At 40.5% G+C, this 21,720-nt stretch carries 14 protein-coding genes and 1 riboswitch; of the genes, 10 read left to right on the plus strand and 4 right to left on the minus strand.

Annotated elements, in window-relative coordinates; translation table 11 throughout:
- Window positions 1-155: 155 nt before the first annotated feature.
- Window positions 156-653: a DUF6323 family protein gene (locus M8E35_RS18715; RefSeq protein WP_252471162.1), complete on the plus strand. Its 498-nt coding sequence runs from the start codon at window positions 156-158 to the stop codon at window positions 651-653.
- Window positions 634-2,007: a DUF6179 domain-containing protein gene (locus tag M8E35_RS18720; protein ID WP_252471165.1), complete on the plus strand. Its 1,374-nt coding sequence runs from the start codon at window positions 634-636 to the stop codon at window positions 2,005-2,007. Before M8E35_RS18715 ends, M8E35_RS18720 begins: the two co-directional genes overlap by 20 nt.
- Window positions 2,008-2,217: 210 nt before the next feature.
- Here M8E35_RS18720 and M8E35_RS18725 read toward each other — a convergent pair whose 3' ends face one another.
- Both M8E35_RS18725 and M8E35_RS18730 read right to left on the minus strand, forming a co-directional pair.
- Window positions 2,218-4,794, minus strand: a complete 2,577-nt coding sequence (locus M8E35_RS18725) for an HD domain-containing phosphohydrolase (protein WP_252471166.1) — start codon at window positions 4,792-4,794, stop codon at window positions 2,218-2,220.
- Window positions 4,795-5,077: 283 nt separating this feature from the next.
- Entirely contained in the window at window positions 5,078-5,593 is a 516-nt protein-coding gene (locus M8E35_RS18730; RefSeq protein ID WP_252471168.1) for a UBA domain-containing protein, read from the minus strand.
- Window positions 5,594-6,250: 657 nt separating this feature from the next.
- Here M8E35_RS18730 and M8E35_RS18735 point away from each other — a divergent pair.
- The 8 genes from M8E35_RS18735 to rsgA all read left to right on the plus strand — a co-directional run bounded on the left by M8E35_RS18735 (window position 6,251) and on the right by rsgA (window position 20,074).
- The gene (locus tag M8E35_RS18735; protein ID WP_252471170.1) at window positions 6,251-6,874 is read left to right on the plus strand and encodes a TetR/AcrR family transcriptional regulator; all 624 of its coding nucleotides are present in this window, start codon (window positions 6,251-6,253) and stop codon (window positions 6,872-6,874) included.
- Between the two features lie 38 nt (window positions 6,875-6,912).
- Complete coding sequence (locus M8E35_RS18740) at window positions 6,913-9,585, plus strand: PEP/pyruvate-binding domain-containing protein (RefSeq protein ID WP_252471172.1); 2,673 nt, start codon at window positions 6,913-6,915, stop codon at window positions 9,583-9,585.
- A 136-nt stretch (window positions 9,586-9,721) separates the two neighbouring features.
- Window positions 9,722-12,802, plus strand: coding sequence for a cell wall-binding repeat-containing protein (locus tag M8E35_RS18745; RefSeq protein WP_252471175.1), 3,081 nt, complete (start codon window positions 9,722-9,724; stop codon window positions 12,800-12,802).
- 581 nt (window positions 12,803-13,383) lie between these two features.
- Window positions 13,384-13,556: riboswitch (cobalamin riboswitch) on the plus strand.
- Between the two features lie 67 nt (window positions 13,557-13,623).
- Window positions 13,624-15,174, plus strand: coding sequence for an ABC transporter ATP-binding protein (locus M8E35_RS18750; protein ID WP_252471177.1), 1,551 nt, complete (start codon window positions 13,624-13,626; stop codon window positions 15,172-15,174).
- Window positions 15,155-15,892, plus strand: a complete 738-nt coding sequence (locus tag M8E35_RS18755) for an energy-coupling factor transporter transmembrane component T family protein (RefSeq protein WP_252471180.1) — start codon at window positions 15,155-15,157, stop codon at window positions 15,890-15,892. The genes M8E35_RS18750 and M8E35_RS18755 overlap by 20 nt, the downstream gene beginning before the upstream one ends.
- Before the next feature lie 27 nt (window positions 15,893-15,919).
- Window positions 15,920-16,453 carry a hypothetical protein gene (locus M8E35_RS18760; protein WP_252471183.1) on the plus strand — a complete coding sequence of 178 codons (534 nt, stop codon included), beginning with the start codon at window positions 15,920-15,922 and terminating at the stop codon, window positions 16,451-16,453.
- Window positions 16,454-17,067: 614 nt separating this feature from the next.
- Window positions 17,068-19,017, plus strand: a complete 1,950-nt coding sequence (locus tag M8E35_RS18765) for an endonuclease MutS2 (RefSeq protein WP_252471185.1) — start codon at window positions 17,068-17,070, stop codon at window positions 19,015-19,017.
- On the plus strand, window positions 19,010-20,074 hold the full coding sequence (gene rsgA, locus M8E35_RS18770; RefSeq protein ID WP_252471187.1) for a ribosome small subunit-dependent GTPase A: 1,065 nt from the start codon (window positions 19,010-19,012) through the stop codon (window positions 20,072-20,074). The genes M8E35_RS18765 and rsgA overlap by 8 nt, the downstream gene beginning before the upstream one ends.
- Window positions 20,075-20,416: 342 nt before the next feature.
- On the opposite strand, the gene M8E35_RS18775 is transcribed toward rsgA, so the two are convergent.
- Window positions 20,417-20,971 (minus strand): DoxX family protein, encoded by a 555-nt coding sequence (locus M8E35_RS18775; RefSeq protein ID WP_252471189.1) that lies wholly within the window; start codon window positions 20,969-20,971, stop codon window positions 20,417-20,419.
- Between the two features lie 390 nt (window positions 20,972-21,361).
- Window positions 21,362-21,685, minus strand: a complete 324-nt coding sequence (locus M8E35_RS18780) for an MGMT family protein (protein WP_252471191.1) — start codon at window positions 21,683-21,685, stop codon at window positions 21,362-21,364.
- Between the last annotated feature and the right edge of the window lie 35 nt (window positions 21,686-21,720).

The following is a 21,720-nucleotide window of genomic DNA, read 5'->3' on the forward strand; positions in this document are numbered from 1 at the left end:
GCTGTGGTATTTCTTTTTACTTGGAAAAATGCTATTATAGATACTAATCAATAATTTTAAATAACAAAATACAATACAAATTAATCATATCACACTTAAGGGTATATGTCAACAAATTTTTCGGGAAAATACTTTTTTGATGGAGGTGGTTGCTATTGTCTTTCGAAATAATGGGTATATCCTCAGCACTAATTCAAAAACAATCGGTAGCAGAACTTGAAAAATGTAACGACCTAACTGCGCAATTCGGTTTAAGATTGTCTCAATGTGATGCGGTTGACTTGGTTAAAACGCGTAACTTGGCCTTAAAAGACAACGGGCGAATCGAGTTCGGAGGAGGAGTGATCGAGAAAATCATCCGAGAGTTTTGTAACTCTCCTTATCTTTCTATGCACAACTATGCTGAATCACTTCATGACTTAACGGATATGTTTTATTATTACAAAAACGAAACCCTCGATCTAATGAGCGATGACGATTTGATCAAATTCATGAAACAAAGATTTGACGGCATATGTCAGGGATCACTCGAGTTGCTTTCGGGGCGAGAACTTGCTAATATGGCACGCAATATACGATTCGGATATACTTCTGAATACTCGGAAGATTTAGCTTGTAATGAGGAGGGTGAAGATGACGATGGCGAATCTTGAAAAGCGACATCTCATTGACAGCAAAAATTTGAGCGGTGAATCCTATTTTACTTCAATTCTACACGAGGCATATGCCTACGGTCTCTTAAATGATTCCGAAATCGAAAATATTCAACTACAATGTATTAAGTTTTTAGCCTATAAAAGTGAACGATACAACGACGGTGAAAGTAGCTCAATAAGAGTCGAAGCCGCCGAAAGCATCATGAAATCCAATCTCTATACAATTGGGCTCTACTTAAAATCCTTGCCAGATGCCGATTGTGCGGTCAGTGAACTTAAAATAGGTAAGATTCCCGAAATGTATCAAAAAGGAAGAGTATTAATCAATGGCAAAGTACACTCTGCAAAACATTTCTATATAATGGCTAAAGCCAATAAAATAACGACTTTAAACTACACCTATAACGCAACGCTCGACGAGGGCATTGGAATTTTCTTCAAAGCTTACAACCCTGATTATGCAGCGCATGAAGTAATGGCATCAATAGATTATCAGCTCTGCAATCCCGTTACCGATTTGACGGGAGTAGAGTTTGTTCTAAAATACCTAGAGAACTTATTTATCGAAAATGAATTTTGCAGTTATTTCGATGCCGAGGATATACATCATTTGCTTAGCGGGTATGATGAGGGGTACAAAGATTTATTGATTAATATCTTTGAACAGTTAGTGACAGCAACATTGAGGTGCACGCTTGCAAACCGCAGCGTTTTAAAATTAGATAGTTTGAAGGAGGAAATTGAACGTCTGCAGGATGAACTGGCGGAAGATGATGATTATTTAATTGCTTTGAAGATTCACAAGGCCACTGAAAAAGTACTCCGAGAGTTGAGGATTACAACTCTTTCCCTTCGTAGATACATTGAAAACAGTTTGCCGAGAATCACATCGAGTATCGTCAATGCAGTCAGAACAAATACCCTGGGCAAAACGTTTGTATCTCCCACTAATCCAGACTTGAAACCCAAAATCCAGTTTTTATCCAGTGCGAAAATGGATGATAAAGACTATAGAGAATTCATTAATGAATTGTTAATATGCCGATATTCTTCGGATAAGCTTGCGCTTATCAAAGAAAAAGTAAAATCTTTTGGTGATATCGAAGATCTACTGTTTGATGCACGGTTGAGCGAAGAGGAAATCACCTCAGTTCTAGACATCTTTCGAGACGTTGAAATCGCCGAATTGATTAGAAGGCACCCATTCAAATCGAGTATTCAAGCTGTGGATTTATCAGAAACGGAACAGACATTAAGGTTATATGTAAAAAGCTATGTTGATCAACTTACGACTGAGCGACAAGAACGGATTTTTGGGCTCGTGAATCATCTTATGGTGGATGAGAGATAAAGACTAAAGACTCTCAAGTGAATAAATGTATCGCATTATTCTAGATATCCTTATACGAATTCAAAAAAGGAATTCATTTTGCTTCTTCAACTGAAATGAACATTTCCAGGGAGGAATATGACGGGCAAAGGGATCTTAATATTGGCTATGTTTAATAATTGTGTTGATATTATCATGATATAAGGGAAGCCAGAGATGGCTTCCCTTATATCACAAAATACCGTCTGAAGATGCGTTGATAACTTTGTCAATGAAGAGGGTCACTAAATCAGGGTCGAATTGAATTCCTGCATTCTTTTGAAGTTCTACGATAGCTGCTTTATTAGGTAAAGCGGCTCGATAGCTTCTGGCACTCGTCATGGCATCATAGGCATCTGCAATGGCAATAATCCTAGGTTGAAGGGGTAACTCCTCACCCTTTAAACCCCTCGGATAGCCTAAACCATCCCATCGTTCATGGTGAGCCAGCACATATTCCGCTATTTCTACCATACCATTGACCGTACTCAGAATGCGATAACCGATTTCTGGATGCCGTTTGATTTCTTCCCATTCTTCATGGGTTAATTTTCCGGGTTTGTTGAGTATTTCTTCGTCGATTGCTATCTTGCCAATATCATGAAGTAAGCCAACGTTTTTTAGTTCCTGAACTTCTCCTTCCAGCAGACCAAGGGCTTCCCCCATACTTTGGCAGAGAGCGGAAACTCGGTATGAGTGCTGTTCTTCTCGTTTATTCTTTTCGTGAAGGGTTCGGATAATCGTCTCGATGGTTTTTCCACGTATACTTGGGCCTTCAAAGAGTTTTCTCTTGTACATATAATCTTCGGCTTTTTTTAAAAGTTCACGGATATCCTCTTTCTCGTAACGCTTTGTTTCATAGCCAAACGAAATAGATAATTCGATTGAACCAACTCTTTCCTGTGAAGCTAAGGTATTGATTCGTTTGAGAATTTGTTCAGTTTGAGCAGCATTTGTATTGGGCAAAAGGATGACAAATTCATCTCCACCGAGTCGGGCAATAATATCATCTCCTCGGCAGCCTTTGCGAAGCACTAGGGCAACGTTTTTTAGGAGTTCATCTCCGACGGCATGACCGAAGGAATCATTAATTAGTTTAAGCCCATTAACATCAGCCATTACTAGAGTGAAGGGATAATTCCTTACAACATCGAGTCGTTTTAATTCCTCTTCAAAAAAGCGCCGGTTATAGAGACCAGTCAATTGATCATGGAAGCTTAAATATATGATTTCCTCTTCGGTACGCTTGCGATCGGTCACATCCTGAATCATGCCAATCAATCGAACCCTGTTGACTTGTTGATCAAATTCAACTTTTCCAAGCTCATGCACCCAGCGTTCCTCTCCATCATTCATACGTATGATTTTGTATTCAAAATCGAAGCGCTGCTGTGCATTTTTAATCTGCAAAAAATAATTAGAAAGGGGGGCCCTCCAATCTGGATGAACAATTCTCATCCATCCTTCCTTCGTGTGTGGATAGATTGGATCAATCCCCAAAATTTCTTCAAGCGCTGGTGAACACTGCCATTCTCTCGTTATGAGATCTGTAACATAGCTCCCCAGACGGGCCACTCTTTGTGATTCGCTTAACAAAGCATTGTGTTGCGCCAATATTTTATTGAGCTGATCTAACTGACTTGTACGCATTCTTATCTTATCTTCAAGCTCCTCATTCAAGGCTCTGATCTCTTCTTCTACGTTCTCACGCTTGACAATCTCTTCCTCAAGCAGCGCATTACTTTCTTCAAGCTCACTATTAAGGTCCTCCAGCTGTGAGGTTCTTTCAATGACTCTGTTTTCAAGTTCAGCATTTAACTCTCTGATTTCAGCTTCAACTTGTTCTTTTGTTCTAAGGGCACTCCTTAGCTCATTGGTTTTTTGTTGTACCATGCGCCGAAGCGTCCTATTCCAGATAAATAATAGCAATGCCACCAGAAAAACTGCGCCTACGACGATGACAGAAACTCTGAATAAGGGATGTTCATAGAAAGGTATATTCGTTAAACCAAACCACTTTTTATCAATGGCTTCATATTCACTCTCGGAAATCTGGGCAAATCCATTATTAATGGCAGGCATAAACCCCGAATGCCCCTTGTAAATGGCTCTGAAAAATTGGCTGGTGTATAATGACGAACTTGAATAATTGAAGTTATCTTGTATTCCCAATTTATACAGATAGTAGAGGGCAGGGGATTTTCCTATCGTAAATATTACGGCCTTCTGATCTTTAGCTGCTTGGACGATCGCCTCAGCCGTATCATATTCTTCAATATTGGTGATGCCATTTTCTTTAAGAAAATGGATACTGTTATCCCCTTTTTTCACTGCCACAGTAAATCCCTTCAAAGATTTAACATCAGTAATCCCGGATATACTTTTGTGAAAAAATATGGGGACATCAATTGTTGCATAAGGATTTGAATAATCAAAGATCTTGGCTCTGTCAGCATTATAAGAGATCGTATCAATGACATCGAATTCACCATTTATCATACTCTCATAGGCTTTATTCCAGTTCATCCCGGTGATAGTCACTTTTATTCCAGTCTTTTGCTCAAATAGTTTCCACTGGTCAAGCGTGATTCCTTGTAAATTACCCTGACTGTCGCGAAAAGCATAAGGGGGATAGCTGTCATCCATAACTACGCTGATCGTTTTTATTTCAGGGAGGGTTGCATTGACATGGGTCGCTTGAATTAGCAAAAATGCCAAACTAAGAATCCAAAAAAGAAAATAGTTTTGCCGATTCAAAAACGGCCTCATTATTTATCCCTGCCTTCCAAAAAACGACTCGAATCATTCTTATCAGAAGTATTCTTCGTAATATCGAGAAATCCTGCAGTTTATTTTACAAATAACTGTGGAGGCTCAAGCCCTTTCTAGATCCAAAAAGAAAGGGCTTGTTATTTTTGTAAATCATTCTTTCTTTGAGGTATGGAGCGGTACTAAATGCAAATGCAATATGGTGACAATTCCCACCAAGTAAAAAAGGATACTGACGACTTTAATCGTCCGCATCCTTTTGGATTCAATCATCCAGATTTCCTTAGATGTTTATGGATTTTTTTAGGTTTTCAGCAACGTTAGCCGCACTATTCATCGCGTCATTGACTGTGTTATTATTAAACTCAGGTCCGACGAACCGATAACGCAAACCAAAGAATAATCCGATAATGATCAGTGGAATGGCAACCCAGAATGCGAAGATCAGCAGCAATCCAAGGACAATCACGGGAAATGAGGCTTTGATTTCCTCACCCTTGAGTACTTCAAAGGAATTTGTGTTGCCTTTGCGAATCATTTTCAGGCAAAACTGACCAATTTTCTTCAGGCCAGAAAAAAAGTGATTCCCATTGTGACAGTGATGGTGCCCATGATGATGATGAGTTTTTTCACCACTGTAATAACCGTCTCCAGTTGGCGCTGTTACCTTTCCTTGTTTCTCCAGATAGATAATGGCTTCAAGTAAATCTCCGTTTGTTGCGTCTAGAGCAACCTTGGCCTCTTCGTAGCTAATTTTAGCTATTGCACATAGTTTTTCCACTTGTTCTAAAGTTGTCATGATAAGTTCCCCCTTGGTTTTTGTTTAAATACTGCTTTGCGTAAAGCTTGATGTTCGTTGTTTTCTACAATTGAGTATGTCTAAATTCTAACCAAAAAAACTTCAAGGAAAATTTGCCTAAAATTAAAATTCTATTAAAAACAATTTGTTAATCTTCCGATCATTGCAGTCGGTAAAATAAGCTGACCCATTGGACGCCGAACTAAGTCTTCGGGAGGGTAAGTGCGATCTGGTAGCAGTTGGCAGAGCAATCTTAGTCGATCCCCAGTGGCCTAATAAAATAGCTGCCAGTAGAAACGTTGTGCGCTGTATAGGTTGTAACGACTGTATTAACTCTCTGGCTAAAGGGGCCTTGAATTGCCGAGTTAACAGGACGTTATAGTATTAATATTTATGGAGTATATTGGTTATGGGACAAGAGTGATTTGACACGATAACCAGGGGTAATAAGTTGTAAACACCGAGGATAGGGCAACTATCCTTGGTGTTTTTGTAGTTCATTAGATCAATATTTTTAAGAAGCAATAAAAAGTATTGACACACAAATAGCTAATAGGAGATAATGAATAAAATACACATTGTGTAACATTACCATTAGTGTAATGTTAAATTTAACATAATTGGTTGTAATGAAACAAATACATAGGAGGCGTAACAATGGAACCAAGGGATGTACTGGTGGAAGGCAGGATAGAGCGCAAGAAAAAGGAAACACGGCAGAAAATCATTAAAGCTGCCATGGATTTGATTCAGCGCCAGAGGTTTGACAATACCACTATGGAGCAAATAGCCGAAGAAGCTGATGTTGCAAGAAAAACTTTATATAATCACTTTCCTGTCAAAGAAGCTATTGTTGACGAATATGTCAGAAGCCTTTCCAGGGAGTTCACTCAAGAGGCCTTCGATAAATTGCAAAACCTGCCCGATACAAGGTCGCGCTTACTGGAGACACTCGACAAAGTATATGAACAGGTGGAAATTAACCCGGAGATTATAGGAATTTCAATGGGTTATCGACTGAAAAATATGTTTCAAGGGGAAGGTTACAGCAGTGGCGGTACTCAAAGCCTTATTGCCGAGATTATTAGGCTTGGCCAGCAGGCGGGTGAAATTCGACAGGATATTCAGGCTAAACTTCTGGTGAAACAATTAGATATTCTACGAGGTGCCGTTGTCGTGGATTGGTTAAATGATCCGTCTAGGTTAGAACTTCGCAAAGAAATGGCTTTGCTGGTAGACCTATTTCTGAATGGAGCCACCGGTAAGGATGTAAAAAAATAGAAACGGCGTGAGGAGTATTTAAGCAAGGGGTGGTTTATGTGCTAGTATCTACAGCAAAGTACTTTTTGACATGGGATGAAGCTGTTCAATCCGGAGTACAAGTGGCTGGAGGCAAGGGCTGGAATTTGGGGCGACTGGCTCAGTATGGTTTTAAAATTCCCATTGGAGGAATCCTTACTACCTGCGCCTACGAGGAGTTTATCAAGCACAACAGCTTACAGGACATGGTTAATAACATTCCCCAGTCAGTAACTGGGGAAAATATTGATGAAATTAATAATCAGGACAGTTTAAATCAACTAAGACAAAAAATCAAAGCGGGCTCTATACCCCCTCTAATCGTGGAAGAACTAAAAACTAAGCTTGACAGCATGGGCATACTTGAAAGACCATTGGCCGTAAGATCGTCCGCTTCAGCGGAAGATTCGGCAAAGGCATCCTTTGCGGGTATCCATGAATCATTTCTAAATGTCTGTGGTATAGACAATATTCTGGAGTCTGTGACAGGGTGTTATGCCTCCCTCTGGTCTAATCGAGCTATAGCCTACCGCCGGAAACTACATATCAAGGATGACGAGGTAATGACTGGTGTAGTTGTGATGGAGATGGTGGATGCTCAAGCCGCAGGAGTAGGTTTTACCTGCGACCCCCAGACAGGGCGCCAAGACACTTTAGTTATTAACGCTAACTTTGGCCTGGGCGAAACGATTGTCACAGGCACAGTAGAGCCTGACACCTATTATCTGGATGCCAGTCCATGGAACTCAGTACCTCGCCTAGTTGAGCGGAAAACCGGGAGGAAGGAGGGAGTGACCTGTCTCAATCAGAATGGGGGAACTCAATTTCTGATGACCCCTGACTCTTCTAGCAAGCAGGTGTTGTCAGACGAGAACATTGAAAAGCTGGGCTTACTTCTGTCAAGGGTTTTCGAAGCTCTGGGGGATTGTGATCAGCACCAGGATGTAGAATGGGTTTTTGACGGTCGAGATTTTATTCTAGTCCAGTCCAGACCGGTAACTGCCTTGCCCAGGAGAACCTTTGCTTCCTTAAAGAACCAACCTGATATTTGGTCCAACGGAAACTACAGGGATGCAGTGCCAATGGTCCTGTCACCACTCATCCGACGTTTAACGATTAATACAATCGATGAAATTCTCAAATCGAATTATACAGAGACTGGTTACACTCTGCCGGAAGGGTTACAGTTCTCCAGGTTTTTCAACGGACGGCTGTATTGTAATCTATCAGCCCTGCAATGGGCTATGTATGATGCGCTGGGTTCATTGCCCAGTGCCTTCAATATTGGTTGGGGAGGCCATCAGCCCGAAATTGAGTTAAAGGATCCCAAACCCTTTAAAGGGCTTAGCGGTTTGAAACGGTTATGGCGCGGAATAAGGGGTGTCACTTTGATTAACCGGGCGACGAAAAAAGCTCCGGAAACCCATGCCAGGGTCTTGCATTCCATTGAGAGCTTAACTCAAAAGGGGTTTAGCCATTTACAAGATAAGGATTTAATTCAACGGTATAATCAACTTAGCAAGATTTCCATAGAATTTACAGGGGAATTCTCGTTTTTAAGTGGAGCTGCTTCCATACCCATCGGGGGATTAATTAAAATTCTACCCAAATATTTTGGCGAGAGGGCCCCTATGGTTTTAAATGCCTTAATGGTGGGGGGATCGGCGGGTATAACTAGTGCGGATCACGGATACAGACTTGTAGAACTGGCCGAAATTGCCCGTCGGGACAATGACGCAGCGCAATATTTTGACGACACAGCTTTCGACCCCATTGATTGGGAAGATCAATTACCTGAACGGTCAACCTTTAAACAAGCTTTCCGTGAGTTTATCAAAGAATACGGGCATCGGGCTGTCTACGAGCTGGATATCATTAACCCCAGGTGGAATGAAGACCCTTCCTACTTGCTAAACATCATACACAGCACTATCAATACTGCAGATCTTAGTCAATTGAAGGCAAAGCAAAAAGGAAAATTTGAGCAAGCTTGGCAGGAAGTTAAGAATAAAGTCCCTTCAAAGAAGCATTCAACGATCAAAAAACTGATCAGTAAGGCCCAGGAAGGGGCAGCAGTGCGGGAAAAGACTAAATCAGTACTGGCCGTGATGATGGAGGCATACCGGAAAATAGCTCAAGAGTTAGGTTCCCGTTTTTGCCAACGGGCTATCATCGAGGAACAGGCCGATATTTACTTCTGTACCTGGCCTGAACTGGTTTCGATATTAAACGGTCAATGGGATGGTGTCGGGATCAAGGCATTGATTACTAAAAGAAAAGTCTTTATGAAAGAAATGGAGTCCATTGCACCACCGGACATTATTATGGGGGATACTCCTAAGTATACTGAACCTGCTCCCCGGTCTTCTGGTAATTACCTGACGGGTGTGCCTGTTGCCGCCGGAAAAGCGTCCGGTAAAGCTCGATTGATCAGTCATCCGGCTGAAGGAAACAGGCTGCAGCCGGGAGATGTTATGGTAGCGCCATCTACCGATCCGGGTTGGACGCCGTTGTTTTTAAAAGCCAGTGCCGTGATTATGGAAACCGGAGGCTTCTTGTCCCACGGGGCCATCGTGGCCAGAGAATATGGAATTCCCGCCGTGGTGAATATACCCGGTGTCATGAGAGTCATTAAAGAGGGCTGGGAAGTTGATGTCGATGGAGATGAAGGGAAGGTATTCTTAAAAGGTTGAGTAACTTTAATCTTTGTTTGTTCACTGACATTTTCATTATAAAAAATATACCTTTCGTTTATTAAAGGATTAAGGTCTCAAAAAACGAATTGACTCGTTGTAAGTAATAATATGATTCACAACGAGGAGGAAGGTAGTGAAAGGATCAAACAGAAGACAATTAGGCATATCAATAGTTCTAAGCCTACTGTTAATTATGTTTTTTTCACCGGCCCTTGTATTAGCCGGAACGAACTCAAGCGCGGAACAAGCTTCTGATTTGGAAAACTCTATTTTACGTTTTGGTGGAATCGACCAGTATGAAACAGCTGCTAAGATTGCTGAAGCCGGTTGGAAAGAAACTTGTGATGCTGTGATTCTTGCTGCCGGAACACAACCGAACTTAATTGATGCCATGTCGGCAGGTCCGCTTGCAGCTGTGCTCAAGGCGCCGATCGTTTTAACAGATAATGGGAACTCATTGAACCCTTTTGCAAAGCAAGAAATAGCCCGCCTGAAACCGAACAAAGCCTATATAACCAGCGGACAGGCCGTAATCAAACCTACTGTTCTTGCAGAGCTGATATCTATGGGAGTAACACCGGTTGAATTAGGAGGCTATGACCAGTATGAGACAGCCGTAAACATTGCCAAAGAGATGCAAGTGTTGGGCAAAACGTTTACAAAACTAGCCGTGGTCGCCGGTTGGGTTAGTCCTGCCGATGCTCTTTCCATCAGTTCTATAGCCGCCTCCGAGCAAATACCGGTCTTAGCTACAACGAAAAGCGAACTTCCGCCTATAGTTAAAGAATATCTTCTCACACTAGAAGGCTCAATTAATGATAGCTATGTTATTGGCGGGACGGCTGTGGTTTCAGATGCAGTCAAAGAAAGTCTTCCCGGTAATCAGCAACGGTTTTTTGGTAATAGCAAATACGATACTAATTTGGATGTCCTCAAAAAATTTACCGATAACCTAAATTACAAGGCCGTTTATGTAGCAAACGGAGAAACTTTGGTCGATGCGCTAGCCGGTGTTCCACTTGCTGCTCAAGATGCCTCGCCAATCATTCTAACCGATAAATCAATGGATCCAACTCTTTTAAACTATGCAAAAACCAATCTTTCACCTGTCGTAATAGCCTTAGGTGGAGAAGTAGTTGTTAATCAAGAGACACTAAATCAGTTGTCTTCTTATGATATAGAAACCGAAAATGACCAAACGATTGGTTCAGACAACTCTGATTTGCCGGAGACGTTACAGAAAACCCTGGTTATATCGGGAGATGACGTGACCGTACAAAATGCCACTGAAAATTTCAGTATATATATTAATGGGAATAACGGTACTCTGAAAAATGTTAAGATCAAAGGAACCTTATTTATTGATCCGGGAGTGAACGGAACGTTTAACCTGGACAATGTTACCGCTGCTCATACAGTGGTTTTATCAGGCGCCGAAGATGGTATTCGGTTTAAAGATGTCCAGATAGATGATCTAAGAGTAGCAAGCAGTACTAAAATCGTAATTGCGCCAACTGGGAACTCCTTTATTTCAAACACCACTGCTTCTTCTGATGCGGTTATCGATGCTTCCCAGGGAACTTGGGGTAATATCCGTCTGGCCGGAATGACCTCGCCTGATAATGTGGTCGAACTCATTGGGACATTTAATCATAATGTATCTGTATTAAGCTCTGGTATCCTCAAGGCTGATCAGAATGCTGCCGTTAACAAAGTAATCGTTATGCCGCAGGCTAAGGGACTGATTACACTTGACGGTACATTTAATGTGTTACAGATCGAACGTCCTGCCCAGGTTTCTTTGCTAGCTACAACAAAAGTTAATGATCTGGTCACTCACGCTCAAACATCATTAAATGTTGATAAAGGGGCAACAGTTGGACACTTATATAACGGGGATTTCAGCACGCTTACTGGTGACGGTGCTCAGGACCTTCCGGCAGTAGATTTTAACGATCATTTTTCTATTCTAAACCCGGAAGGGTATCAGACTAAAAATCCGGTCTTGAAGATTTCTGCACCTCAGGATGGGGCAGTATTGGACTATGAAGATACAACTATCACCTGGGTTGAAGTTCCCGGTGCAACAGAATATATGGTAGAAGTCAAGGATTTGGACAATCCCTATCCCTACCTTAGTAATAAGGTTGCAAATATTCCTGCTGGAAGTCTAACCTTTACTTTATTGAAAAACCAAATTGCGTCAGGTCATCATTATAAAATCACAGTTTACTATACTATGCCAATCGATCCCGAGGTTGGCTATGGTGCAAGTGGATCATTGCCCCCAATTCAGGTTCAGATCGGCAAGACACCCGTCGTTCTTCCGTTGGTTATTACGTCCCCAAGCACTAATGCAACTTTTTCCTTCGGCACCCAAATTCCTCTCAAGTGGATCAATCCGTCAGATGCCAACAATCTAAATGCCGAAGCCCTCGTCCAAGGCTCAGTTGTCAAAGATTTTTCTGTTCAGAATGGACAAGACATTTCGCAACATTTATATCCTGGTAAAAACCAGGTTACCGTTTCCCTTAAAAGAGGGGAAGATGTATTATATCAAGGTACTATTGATATAATGATGACTCCAAGTTCCTCTCCGAGCTCTACCCCAGATATTCTGACTCCAGCCAACGGTTCAACAATAGATCCGAACCAAAATCTAAAGATAACTTGGAGACCTGTTCTGGGTGCGACCAACTATACAGTTAATGTTTTTAAAAAAAGCGGGGAAATTTCTGAACTGATAAGTACTTTTCATGCCGGTACTTTAACAAGCTACCAACTCACACCTCTATCTGATGGAAAGTATGAAATAAATATTCGAGCAGTAGTTGATAACTTCCTGAGAGATGGTCAGCGAATTACTGTCAACGCCCCAAAGGCAGATCCGAATATTGTACCGGAACCACCTGTAAACATTATGCCCTTACAGATTGTTTCCCCAAGCAATAATTTAATAGTTACTGGGAATGAACCGGTTATTCTTCGATGGAATGAACCCATCTATGGAAAGTACTCGAACGTCAATGTAAAAATAACTTCTCCGACTAGTTTACTCGTAGGAAGTGGGCATTACGGGGAAAACCTGAATCAGGAAAGGCAGAAAGGTTATAGAGCCTTCGTTCCAGGTGTAAATCACATTACAGTGACACTTAGCGAACGAGGCAACCTTACTCAGTATCAAGGAACTGTTCATATAATATATATACCGTAGTTAACATGATTTTAGGATTTTTAAATCCGTTTATATTCTCCTTTTAATCGCATCTGCGGAATAAGGCAGGTGCTTTTTTTCTAAGAATCTGACGTTCAAAACATCTAAGTACTGTGTTGTATAATTTCCCAGCCATGTAAAAGAAAGAAGAATCTCTCGATAATGGTTAATCGAAACTGAATCTGAAATAGAAGTAAAGCCTGTGGAACAGACTGATACGGATAAGGTGCAACCAGCCCAAAACCAACTCCTGCCCCCCGTACCAACGCTTTATACCCTTTGTCGGTGGGCTTTATTATTCCTTAGTCGACCTAATGATGCATATGTATATTTACCCCATGTTAGTCACCTTCAGACTATCCGTGGCGCAGATCTACAAAAATGCTTTAATATTTTCGATTATCAAATTCGTTCCTAATCTGGGGATACTCGTTTTGTGTGTTATACTGACCGCCTTGCCACTGTTGCTATTCCCAAGCTCAGGAGGATTATATTATAGAGAATAATGGCTAAAAATGGTAGAGAATCTTTTCTAAACTACTGTTGACAAAATTTATGAATTATTCTATCATAAGGGCAATTGAATACCTTATTTAATAGGTGCCCGCAAGGGATAATAGGGAACCAGGTTGTAATCCTGGACGGACCCACCACTGTAAGTAGATGTTGAAAATGTACATTTGCCACTGGGAAACTGGGAAGGCGTACATTCTAGTCTATAAGTCAGGAAACCTGCCTATGAAATATTGCATAAGGACAAAGGTAAAGTTCTAGCTTATTAAAGCTGGAACTTTTTTTAATTCTATACTTTAGGAGTTGCTATGAAAAAGATTGGGAATAAAATTGCGAAAGTTACAATTGAAAAACTCGTCTTTCCGCATGAAGAGAAACCTGCGCTTAAAAATATTGATTTTGAAATCAATCAGGGGGATTTTATTGTCATTACCGGGGGGGTAGCCTCTGGAAAATCGATTTTACTGCATTCCATCACAGGCGCTATCCCTCACTACCATAACGCGGAATTAACGGGAAGAGTCACAATCATGGGGCAAAACATTAAAGATATGCGCCTCAATAAAATGTCTGATTATGTGGGATATATGATGCAAGAACCCCAAAATCAAATTATTGGTTTGGATGTTTACGAGGATGTTGCATTCGGCCTCGGTAATCTGGAAATTCCCTTAAAAGAAATTGATCAGAGGGTTAAAGACACCTTGGAATTTGTGGGTCTATCGGGCTATGAAAGTAGGCAAACCGCTTCTCTTTCAGGCGGTCAAGCTCAACGAGTCGTTTTGGCCAGTGTTTTAGCCCTCAACGCCCCGATTTTAATTCTTGACCAGCCAACCGCTGAGCTTGATCCCCAGGGCCGAAATGAGCTTTATAAGCGGTTAGGTCAATTGAATAAAACTCAGAATCTAACCATTGTTTTGGTTATGGATCGAATTGAAGAAGTCCTCAACTATGCCAACAGAGTCTTCTATATTCAATCAGGTGAAATTGTTAAACAGTATTCGCCAGAGGAATATTACATGGAGCAAATCGAACATCGCAAAGAAAAGATAAAATACCTCACTTCTTTCAATTTGAATCATGTTAAGTCTAGTGAAATGATTGCGAAGATTACCGATGTCTTCTATCAGTACAAAAATGATTTGCTGGGTTGTGAAGACATTAATTTAGATATTTTTAAGGGGGACTTTTTAGCGATCATAGGTTTAAACGGCTCTGGAAAATCAACCTTAGCTAAGCTGCTTATCGGTCTCTTAAAGCCCTCTAAAGGCGAGATTAAAGTGTTTAACCAGCCTCTGAGTAAGGAAAAACTGGCAGAGATCCGGTCACGGGTGGGCTTTCTATTTCAAAACCCTGATTATCAGATCTTTGCAAGCACAGTAGAAGAAGAAGTTGGATTTTCACTGAAGCTAAGGGGTGATGTTAATGAAAAAATAGAACAGAAGATTGAGGAGTCATTGGAATTTGTGGGATTGCTGGAATACAAGAAAATGCACCCTCATCGCTTAAGCCGTGGCCAGCGCCAGCTTTTGGCATTAGCCTCCATCCTCGTCAGTGATCCAGAATTCATTATCGCCGACGAACCGACTTCAGGACTTGACGAGAACCAAGGGTATATGATCATGGATAAACTCTTTCATTTATCGAAAAATGGCAAAACAATCCTACTTATCACCCACGATCTGACCATGGCAAAAGACTATTCTAATAGGTTAGTTGCCCTGCATAATCACCGCATTCAACTAGATATTCCGACAAGAGATCTCGATCAACATCTAGATACGCTTAAAGAGATTGGTCTGAATTTCCATAATCTTATTTCATTCAGGGAGGTTCAAGATGGGACTTTCGAAGCTTGATCCCAGGACTAAACTCGCCTGGTATGTTCTGATGATCTATTTTTCACTGATTAGTGGGACTGTTGTTCAGTTGTGTCTGGTTTTATTGGCAGGCATTATGGCCTCGCTAATCTTAACAGGTTCGTTGAAACAGTATAAGGTTGTCATTTTAATCTTATTGTTTTTGGGACTTCAGATATTGGTCGTGCAGCTGATCTTCTGCCGGGAAGGCGTTCTAATCTACCAATGGGGAATTCTTAAAATATACAGTGAAGCTTTACCACTAGCGATCACTGGCCTCCTTAAGGCTAGCATTATTGTTTTTGCAAGTATGCAATTTTTCACCTCGGCCTCACCTCAAGAGTTTACCTTGATGCTCATGAAATTCAAAATACCTTACCGTTTTGCCATGTTAGTAGGACTAAGCGTCCGTTTCCTCCCGCTCATGAAAGCAGAATATATATCCATAATCGATAGCCAACGTACTCGGGGCCTTAGAATGGAAAGCGCCTGGGACAATCTCAAAGGTATTTTCCCAACCTTTCTACCTTTTTTATATCGTTCCGTTCGACGTGCCACGGAAACTGCACTGGCCATGGAGTTAAGAGGTTACGGACGAACTAAAACCCGTACCTTTACTTCAAATATAGCGCTTAAGCCTTACGATACTGTTTTAATTTCTGCGATGTTAGTGGTGATAATCATTAGCCTTACTAGCAAGGTATTACCATTAATATAATTAGATCAATTTAGGAGGAGAATTTAAATGAACGAAAAAATCTTCAGAACTGACACAAAAGCACTAGTAGGCTCTGTCATCATCGGGATTGTAATGCTAATTATGATGCAGGTTACAGGTCGTATCGATGCAATATTGGATCCAACCCTCTTACTTCTTAATGGTACATGCTGGGCATTCTTTACAGGTCTGATTGTCTTAATGTACAGACAACCCGCGGGTATTATCGCTGGAGTAGTAGAAGCCGTAGTAGCCATGGCTACGGGCTATTCACCACTGGGTTTTTTCTTCTTATTCGCCAATGTCATCGGATCGATTGTCTACTCACTAATTTCCAGTAGATTTTCTATGGAGAAATTAAGCCACCATATAATAGCAATGCTGGGGACTGCAGTGACAGGCAACCTTTGCGTTATGGTAGGATTGATTTATGTCTTTCACCTTGACTGGAAGATCGCACTATTATCTTCAAGCATAACCGCCTTCGTTGGAACAATTGTTGCAGGAATCCTGACAAAGAGTATCTACGGCTCCTTACAAAAATCAGCATTGCTTCAATAAAAAGTTGGCTTTTGTTGTTTCGTCGTTCTCGTACACTTCTGGTTCAGTAAATACTTTCAACGGATAAACATTGCAAAGGAGTATCGCCCATCACTTTTTCACATAAGTGGTGGGCGCAACTATAATTGACATATGCCACAGAAATGTAATAAACTAGGTTATACCTAAAAATGAGAGGATGGTTTTTTTGTTAAATGTGTCTGTAATGGTGATTTTCAACTAAACAGTTGAGAGAGGTTACTTTATAAAACGTGGGTTTTAAACCTGCTTTTTTAAGTGTACCTTTCTGAAAGCGCAACGTTTGCGCTTTTGGATAACGCCTTACAGATTACTTCCTACAATAACCATTTGAGTTATATCAGTGTCAACCTTTGTCGATAAGACAACAAAGCTGACATTGAAACTATTGCGATTATTATCGTATAGTTTTGTAGAGTGTAACGGGCATGTCCTGTTACACTCTATTTATTTTTCTCAATATAGTTATGGTGATTTTATCGTCAGTTAAAATCATTGCCCACAGGAGTATTCTGCGTGTTTTTGGGAATTAAATGATCCTGAAAATAAGGTAATCTCTCTTGTGGGCATTTTCATTGTTATAAGGAGGATTTTTGATGAACGCAAACAATACACTGGAATTTAATGTTATACTTGAAACTTTAGCCGAACACGCACTTTCCCAAAAGGCAATGGAAAAATTGCTCTCACTAAAGCCATTTTTAAGTGAGCGAGAGTGCAAATCCAAAATGCAGGAAACAACAGAGGCGCGCAAAATTTTAGAGGGTATAGGCACGCCGCCACTGGCATCAATGAAAGAGCTTGATAAAATTTTGGATTTAACTGTGAAAGGCTCTATGCTGACCCCTGAACAGCTCACAAGTATCTGTAGTTTTATTTCTTCAGGCAAAAGAATGAAGAAATATCTTAAAAAGGCTGAGTCTTTCAATGCGGACATAGCGTTTTATGGTCTTTCTTTCAGTCCGCTGGATATGCTTTTTGAGGAAATTGAGCGCTGTATCAGAAATGAAGCGGTTGACGATGGTGCTTCTCCTGTCCTTCGTGATATACGCAGAAAAATAGAGAACACAAAATCTGCCGTTAAAATGAAGCTTGATGGTATCCTGCGCAGTAAAAAAGAATGGTTCACAGATGGATATGTCACCATCCGTAATGGTCGGTTTGTATTGCCGGTTAAAAAGGGCTATAAAAATCAGTTAAGCGGAACAGTCATTGATACTTCAAGCACTGGCAGTACCTGTTTTATTGAGCCTACTGCAGTTAGAAAGCTGCAGGAGGAACTGGCCATTTTACAAATTGATGAAGATAATGAGATTAGAAAAATATTATATACCCTTACGGTACTTGTTGATGAGCATATTAATGAGTTGAGAATAAACAAGGACTGCATGGAAACATTGGACTTTATATTTGCCAAGGCAAAGCTGTCTATAGAGATGAAAGCAGTGCCTGTGTCCATTACAACGGAACGAAAAATCATCATAAAGCAGGGAAGACACCCTTTATTGAAGCCAGACCTATGCGTTCCTCTTGATTTTGAAATCCGAGGGGGTCTGGGTGATGACGCCATTAACGGAGTTGTGATTACTGGGCCGAATACAGGCGGAAAAACCGTTGCCTTAAAAACCATTGGCTTACTATCAATTATGGCACAAAGTGGACTTCATGTTCCTGTGTCGGTTGGCAGCGTATTTTGTATGCACAATAGCATTTTTTGCGATATCGGTGATGGGCAAAGTATTTCAGAAAATCTATCCACTTTTTCATCCCATATCCAAAATATTGTAGCTATTCTAAAAGAGGTATCGGGGGAAAGTCTTGTTTTGCTTGATGAGTTAGGCTCCGGTACAGACCCTGCTGAGGGAATGGGACTGGCAATTGCAATTTTAGCTGAATTAAATCAGAGAGGCTGTCTTTTTGTTGCGACCACCCATTACCCGGAAATAAAGGATTTTGCCAAGAACACAAAAGGACTTATGAATGCACGAATGGAGTTTGATCGCGAAAACTTACAGCCTTTATACAAGCTGCAAATTGGTGAGGCTGGAGAAAGCTGTGCCTTATACATTGCCCAAAGATTAGGATTTCCGGGCCATATGCTGAAGCGTGCCCAAATGGAAGCCTATGGCGGTAGATCCTCTGGGTCAAGAGATAGACCAACGATTCTGTTTGAGGAGGATAACCCTAAGATAGAGACTGTTTCCAAGAGCAAAATTCAAAAAGAAATTCCAAAGGAAAAATCACCCACACGGAGCGAAAGCTTTAATATAGGTGACAGTGTAAGGGTTTACCCCCAAAAATTGCTGGGTATTATTTACAAGAGGACCAATGAAAAAGGCGAGCTTGGAGTGCAGATAAAAGATAAGAAGCAGATTATCAATCACAAGCGGATTAAGCTTTTTATCCCTGCAAGCGAACTTTACCCTGAGGATTATGATTTTTCGATTATTTTTGATACGGTGGAAAACCGCAAGGCAAGACACCAATTAGAAAAAGGGCACGATGTAGTGATAGAATATGAGGAGGATTTGAATTTTAATGATTAATTTAATGGATTATGGTTTTATACCAACAATGACCATAGAAGATACTAGCTGTATTCCGGCTAGAATAACAGCTGTGCACAAAGAACGGTATGAAATAGCCTGTGAATATGGGATAACCTATGCAAAGCCCAAGACAAGCATTTATTACGGTCGAGGAAATGAGACTTTTCCCACAACAGGTGATTTTGTTCTGATTCAATATAACAACAGCGGTGATAGTTTAATAACGAAAACCTTAGAGCGAAAATCTTTCTTTTCCAGAAGAGATCCAACTCCCGGACGGGGTGAGCAGGCTGTCTCTGCTAACTTTGATTATGTGTTCATCATGGCTTCCCTCAATATGGATTTAAATGTTAAACGAATTGAACGATATCTTACACTTTCATGGCAAAGCGGAGGGATTCCTATAATAATTCTAACTAAAGCTGATTTAGGGGAAGATTATTCCGAACAGGTTCGAGCAATTAAAAAAATTGCTACTGGCACAGCAGTTTATGCCATCAGTACAAAAACAGGCTATGGACTCTCCGAATTAAGTGCTTATCTCAAACCACGCAAAACCATCGTTTTGTTAGGCTCATCCGGTGTTGGAAAATCAAGCCTTGTTAATGCACTTGCGAGAAAGGAAATCATGACTGTGAATTCTATTCGTGAGGATGACTCCAAAGGACGCCACACCACTACCCACCGTCAACTAATCAGGCTAAACAGCGGTGTTATGATTATAGATACCCCAGGTATGCGTGAGCTGGGTATGTGGGACGTCAGTGTTGGCTTGGGAGAAGCGTTTGGTGATGTCGAAAGATATCTTGGTAGATGTAAGTTTTATGATTGCAAGCACAATAATGAACCTGGCTGTGCAATAAAATCAGCGATTGTAAATAGTGAGCTTCCACAGGAACGCTGGGATAGCTACCTGAAGCTTAAAAAGGAAGCTAAGTTTTCCGATGATAAAGCCGGCTACATCCAAGAAAAAAACGAGTGGCATAAATCTATTGCTAGATATAGCAAACAACGCAAGAAAAATGGAGAATCCATGGGCAGAATGGGAAGATAATTAAGGAAGATTGGTTTGCAGGGCCCACATCTTCCTCGGAAACGGATAAGCCAAAGAAGCGATCGGATGCAAGACTTAGAGGGTATGCTTTTATCCCACTTGAATCAAGTAAACCGGCAATGAGATAGGGTAAGCAATTAAAAATAGTCGATTTTAAATCTCGAGTGTTAAAATCCCCAAGCTGGTAACTCAATATAGACAATTTGACGCCCATATGCAGGGCGTCAAATTGTCTAACCTTTTCCAAGCTCAAGCGATGTAAATTAGATTTGTTCAGGAACTATCTCTTCCCGTTGGTAAATGTAGAGGGTACAAGACAGCGAGATTGATCATTTCAGTTCCCTAAGTAGTTGATAATTCTCGCTTACACTCGCTTAATAATTCCTTATTTTTTTTATATTTGAGGAATCCACCTACTCCTAGAAGCTCAGCATATTGAGCAAATTTCAAAAATCCTAAGTTAGTCCAAATATAGCCGAAATTATTAAATGATCCACCAGCTAGGAACTGTACATTCATAAACATTGCTATAAGAGCAAACCAGAATATCCGAAATCCTAGTAGCATTGATAGGCCCACTAAAATTTCAAAAATTACTACTAAGGTATCAGTGACTCCTGGCATACCAAGAAAGATATTTTGTGCAACCCAAGAAAATCCTTTGTTAATATAAAGTGGATCGAAACTAGAAACCTTTGGGCCTGCTATGTTAGTAACGAGACTTTCAATTTTCCCAGCCGAATTAAGTTTACCATCAGAAAACCAAACTAACTTGTGAGATGCGGATTCTACCCATGCCCATCCATAAATTAGTCTTGCTACAGTGAAGACGATCACTAAAAAGGCCACTTTCCGATCCTTAAATTGTGTTTTTACAGCTTCAAAATAAGACGACATAAAATCCCCTCCTCTAATATAATAATGGATTTTTTCTCTCACAAGGTTAAATCTAAAGAGAATACCAGTTTATATAAACAAGTGTTGACTAGTACACTTGTTGACTTTCTGAATGTGCTCTAAATTATTAAATAACTCTACCGGATTCGAAAGTAAAATGTTCTGGCAGTCCAGGAGAAGGGGAATAGTAATTGGTAAAGAATAATATTTATATTATAATAATTATAAACTAGGATGAAATATAAGTAAAGAGAAATATTAACAAATAGTATAGATAATAGGTTTTAGAATATAAAAAAACGCTGAGACACAATGGCTCAGGCGTTGGTGTATAAAGAAACTCTTTTCTTATAAACAATGCATGGGTTTCGTCCTTAAGACATGATAATATTAAAGTGCTAAAAAAATGTTAAAATCAACGTCCCACAAATATTTCTTCAAATCCACGCACTCGTTTTCCTTTAAGTGAATACCTTCATTGGACAGGAGTTGTTTTTGATCTGTCCATCCGGGAGTTAAACGACCTTGGTGGTTTACAACCCGATGGCAAGGGATGTTGAGGGAATCTGGGGCATGATGCAGTGCTTGCCCAACCATTCTTGAACGTCGTGGGTAACCCGATAACATGGCAATCATTCCATATGTGGCAACCTTGCCGAAGGGGATATCTTTGACAATTTCATAAACTTTATTCGAGAATTCTTTTCTGTCCATTCATTTCACCTAGCCAATCTTTAAATATAGGTATC

The organism is Desulfosporosinus nitroreducens, assembly GCF_023897015.1.
Classification (GTDB): Bacteria; Bacillota; Desulfitobacteriia; order Desulfitobacteriales; family Desulfitobacteriaceae; genus Desulfosporosinus; species Desulfosporosinus nitroreducens.

Excerpts from the sequence above, each read along its gene's own strand:
- rsgA (WP_252471187.1), top strand. The coding sequence starts at position 19,010 with ATGATTAATTTAATGGATTATGGTTTTATACCAACAATGACCATAGAA.
- M8E35_RS18725 (WP_252471166.1), bottom strand. The coding sequence starts at position 4,794 with ATGAGGCCGTTTTTGAATCGGCAAAACTATTTTCTTTTTTGGATTCTT.
- M8E35_RS18775 (WP_252471189.1), bottom strand. The coding sequence starts at position 20,971 with ATGTCGTCTTATTTTGAAGCTGTAAAAACACAATTTAAGGATCGGAAA.
- M8E35_RS18760 (WP_252471183.1), top strand. The coding sequence starts at position 15,920 with ATGAACGAAAAAATCTTCAGAACTGACACAAAAGCACTAGTAGGCTCT.
- M8E35_RS18750 (WP_252471177.1), top strand. The coding sequence starts at position 13,624 with ATGAAAAAGATTGGGAATAAAATTGCGAAAGTTACAATTGAAAAACTC.
- M8E35_RS18755 (WP_252471180.1), top strand. The coding sequence starts at position 15,155 with ATGGGACTTTCGAAGCTTGATCCCAGGACTAAACTCGCCTGGTATGTT.
- M8E35_RS18765 (WP_252471185.1), top strand. The coding sequence starts at position 17,068 with ATGAACGCAAACAATACACTGGAATTTAATGTTATACTTGAAACTTTA.
- M8E35_RS18720 (WP_252471165.1), top strand. The coding sequence starts at position 634 with ATGACGATGGCGAATCTTGAAAAGCGACATCTCATTGACAGCAAAAAT.
- M8E35_RS18780 (WP_252471191.1), bottom strand. The coding sequence starts at position 21,685 with ATGGACAGAAAAGAATTCTCGAATAAAGTTTATGAAATTGTCAAAGAT.
- M8E35_RS18730 (WP_252471168.1), bottom strand. The coding sequence starts at position 5,593 with ATGACAACTTTAGAACAAGTGGAAAAACTATGTGCAATAGCTAAAATT.
- M8E35_RS18735 (WP_252471170.1), top strand. The coding sequence starts at position 6,251 with ATGGAACCAAGGGATGTACTGGTGGAAGGCAGGATAGAGCGCAAGAAA.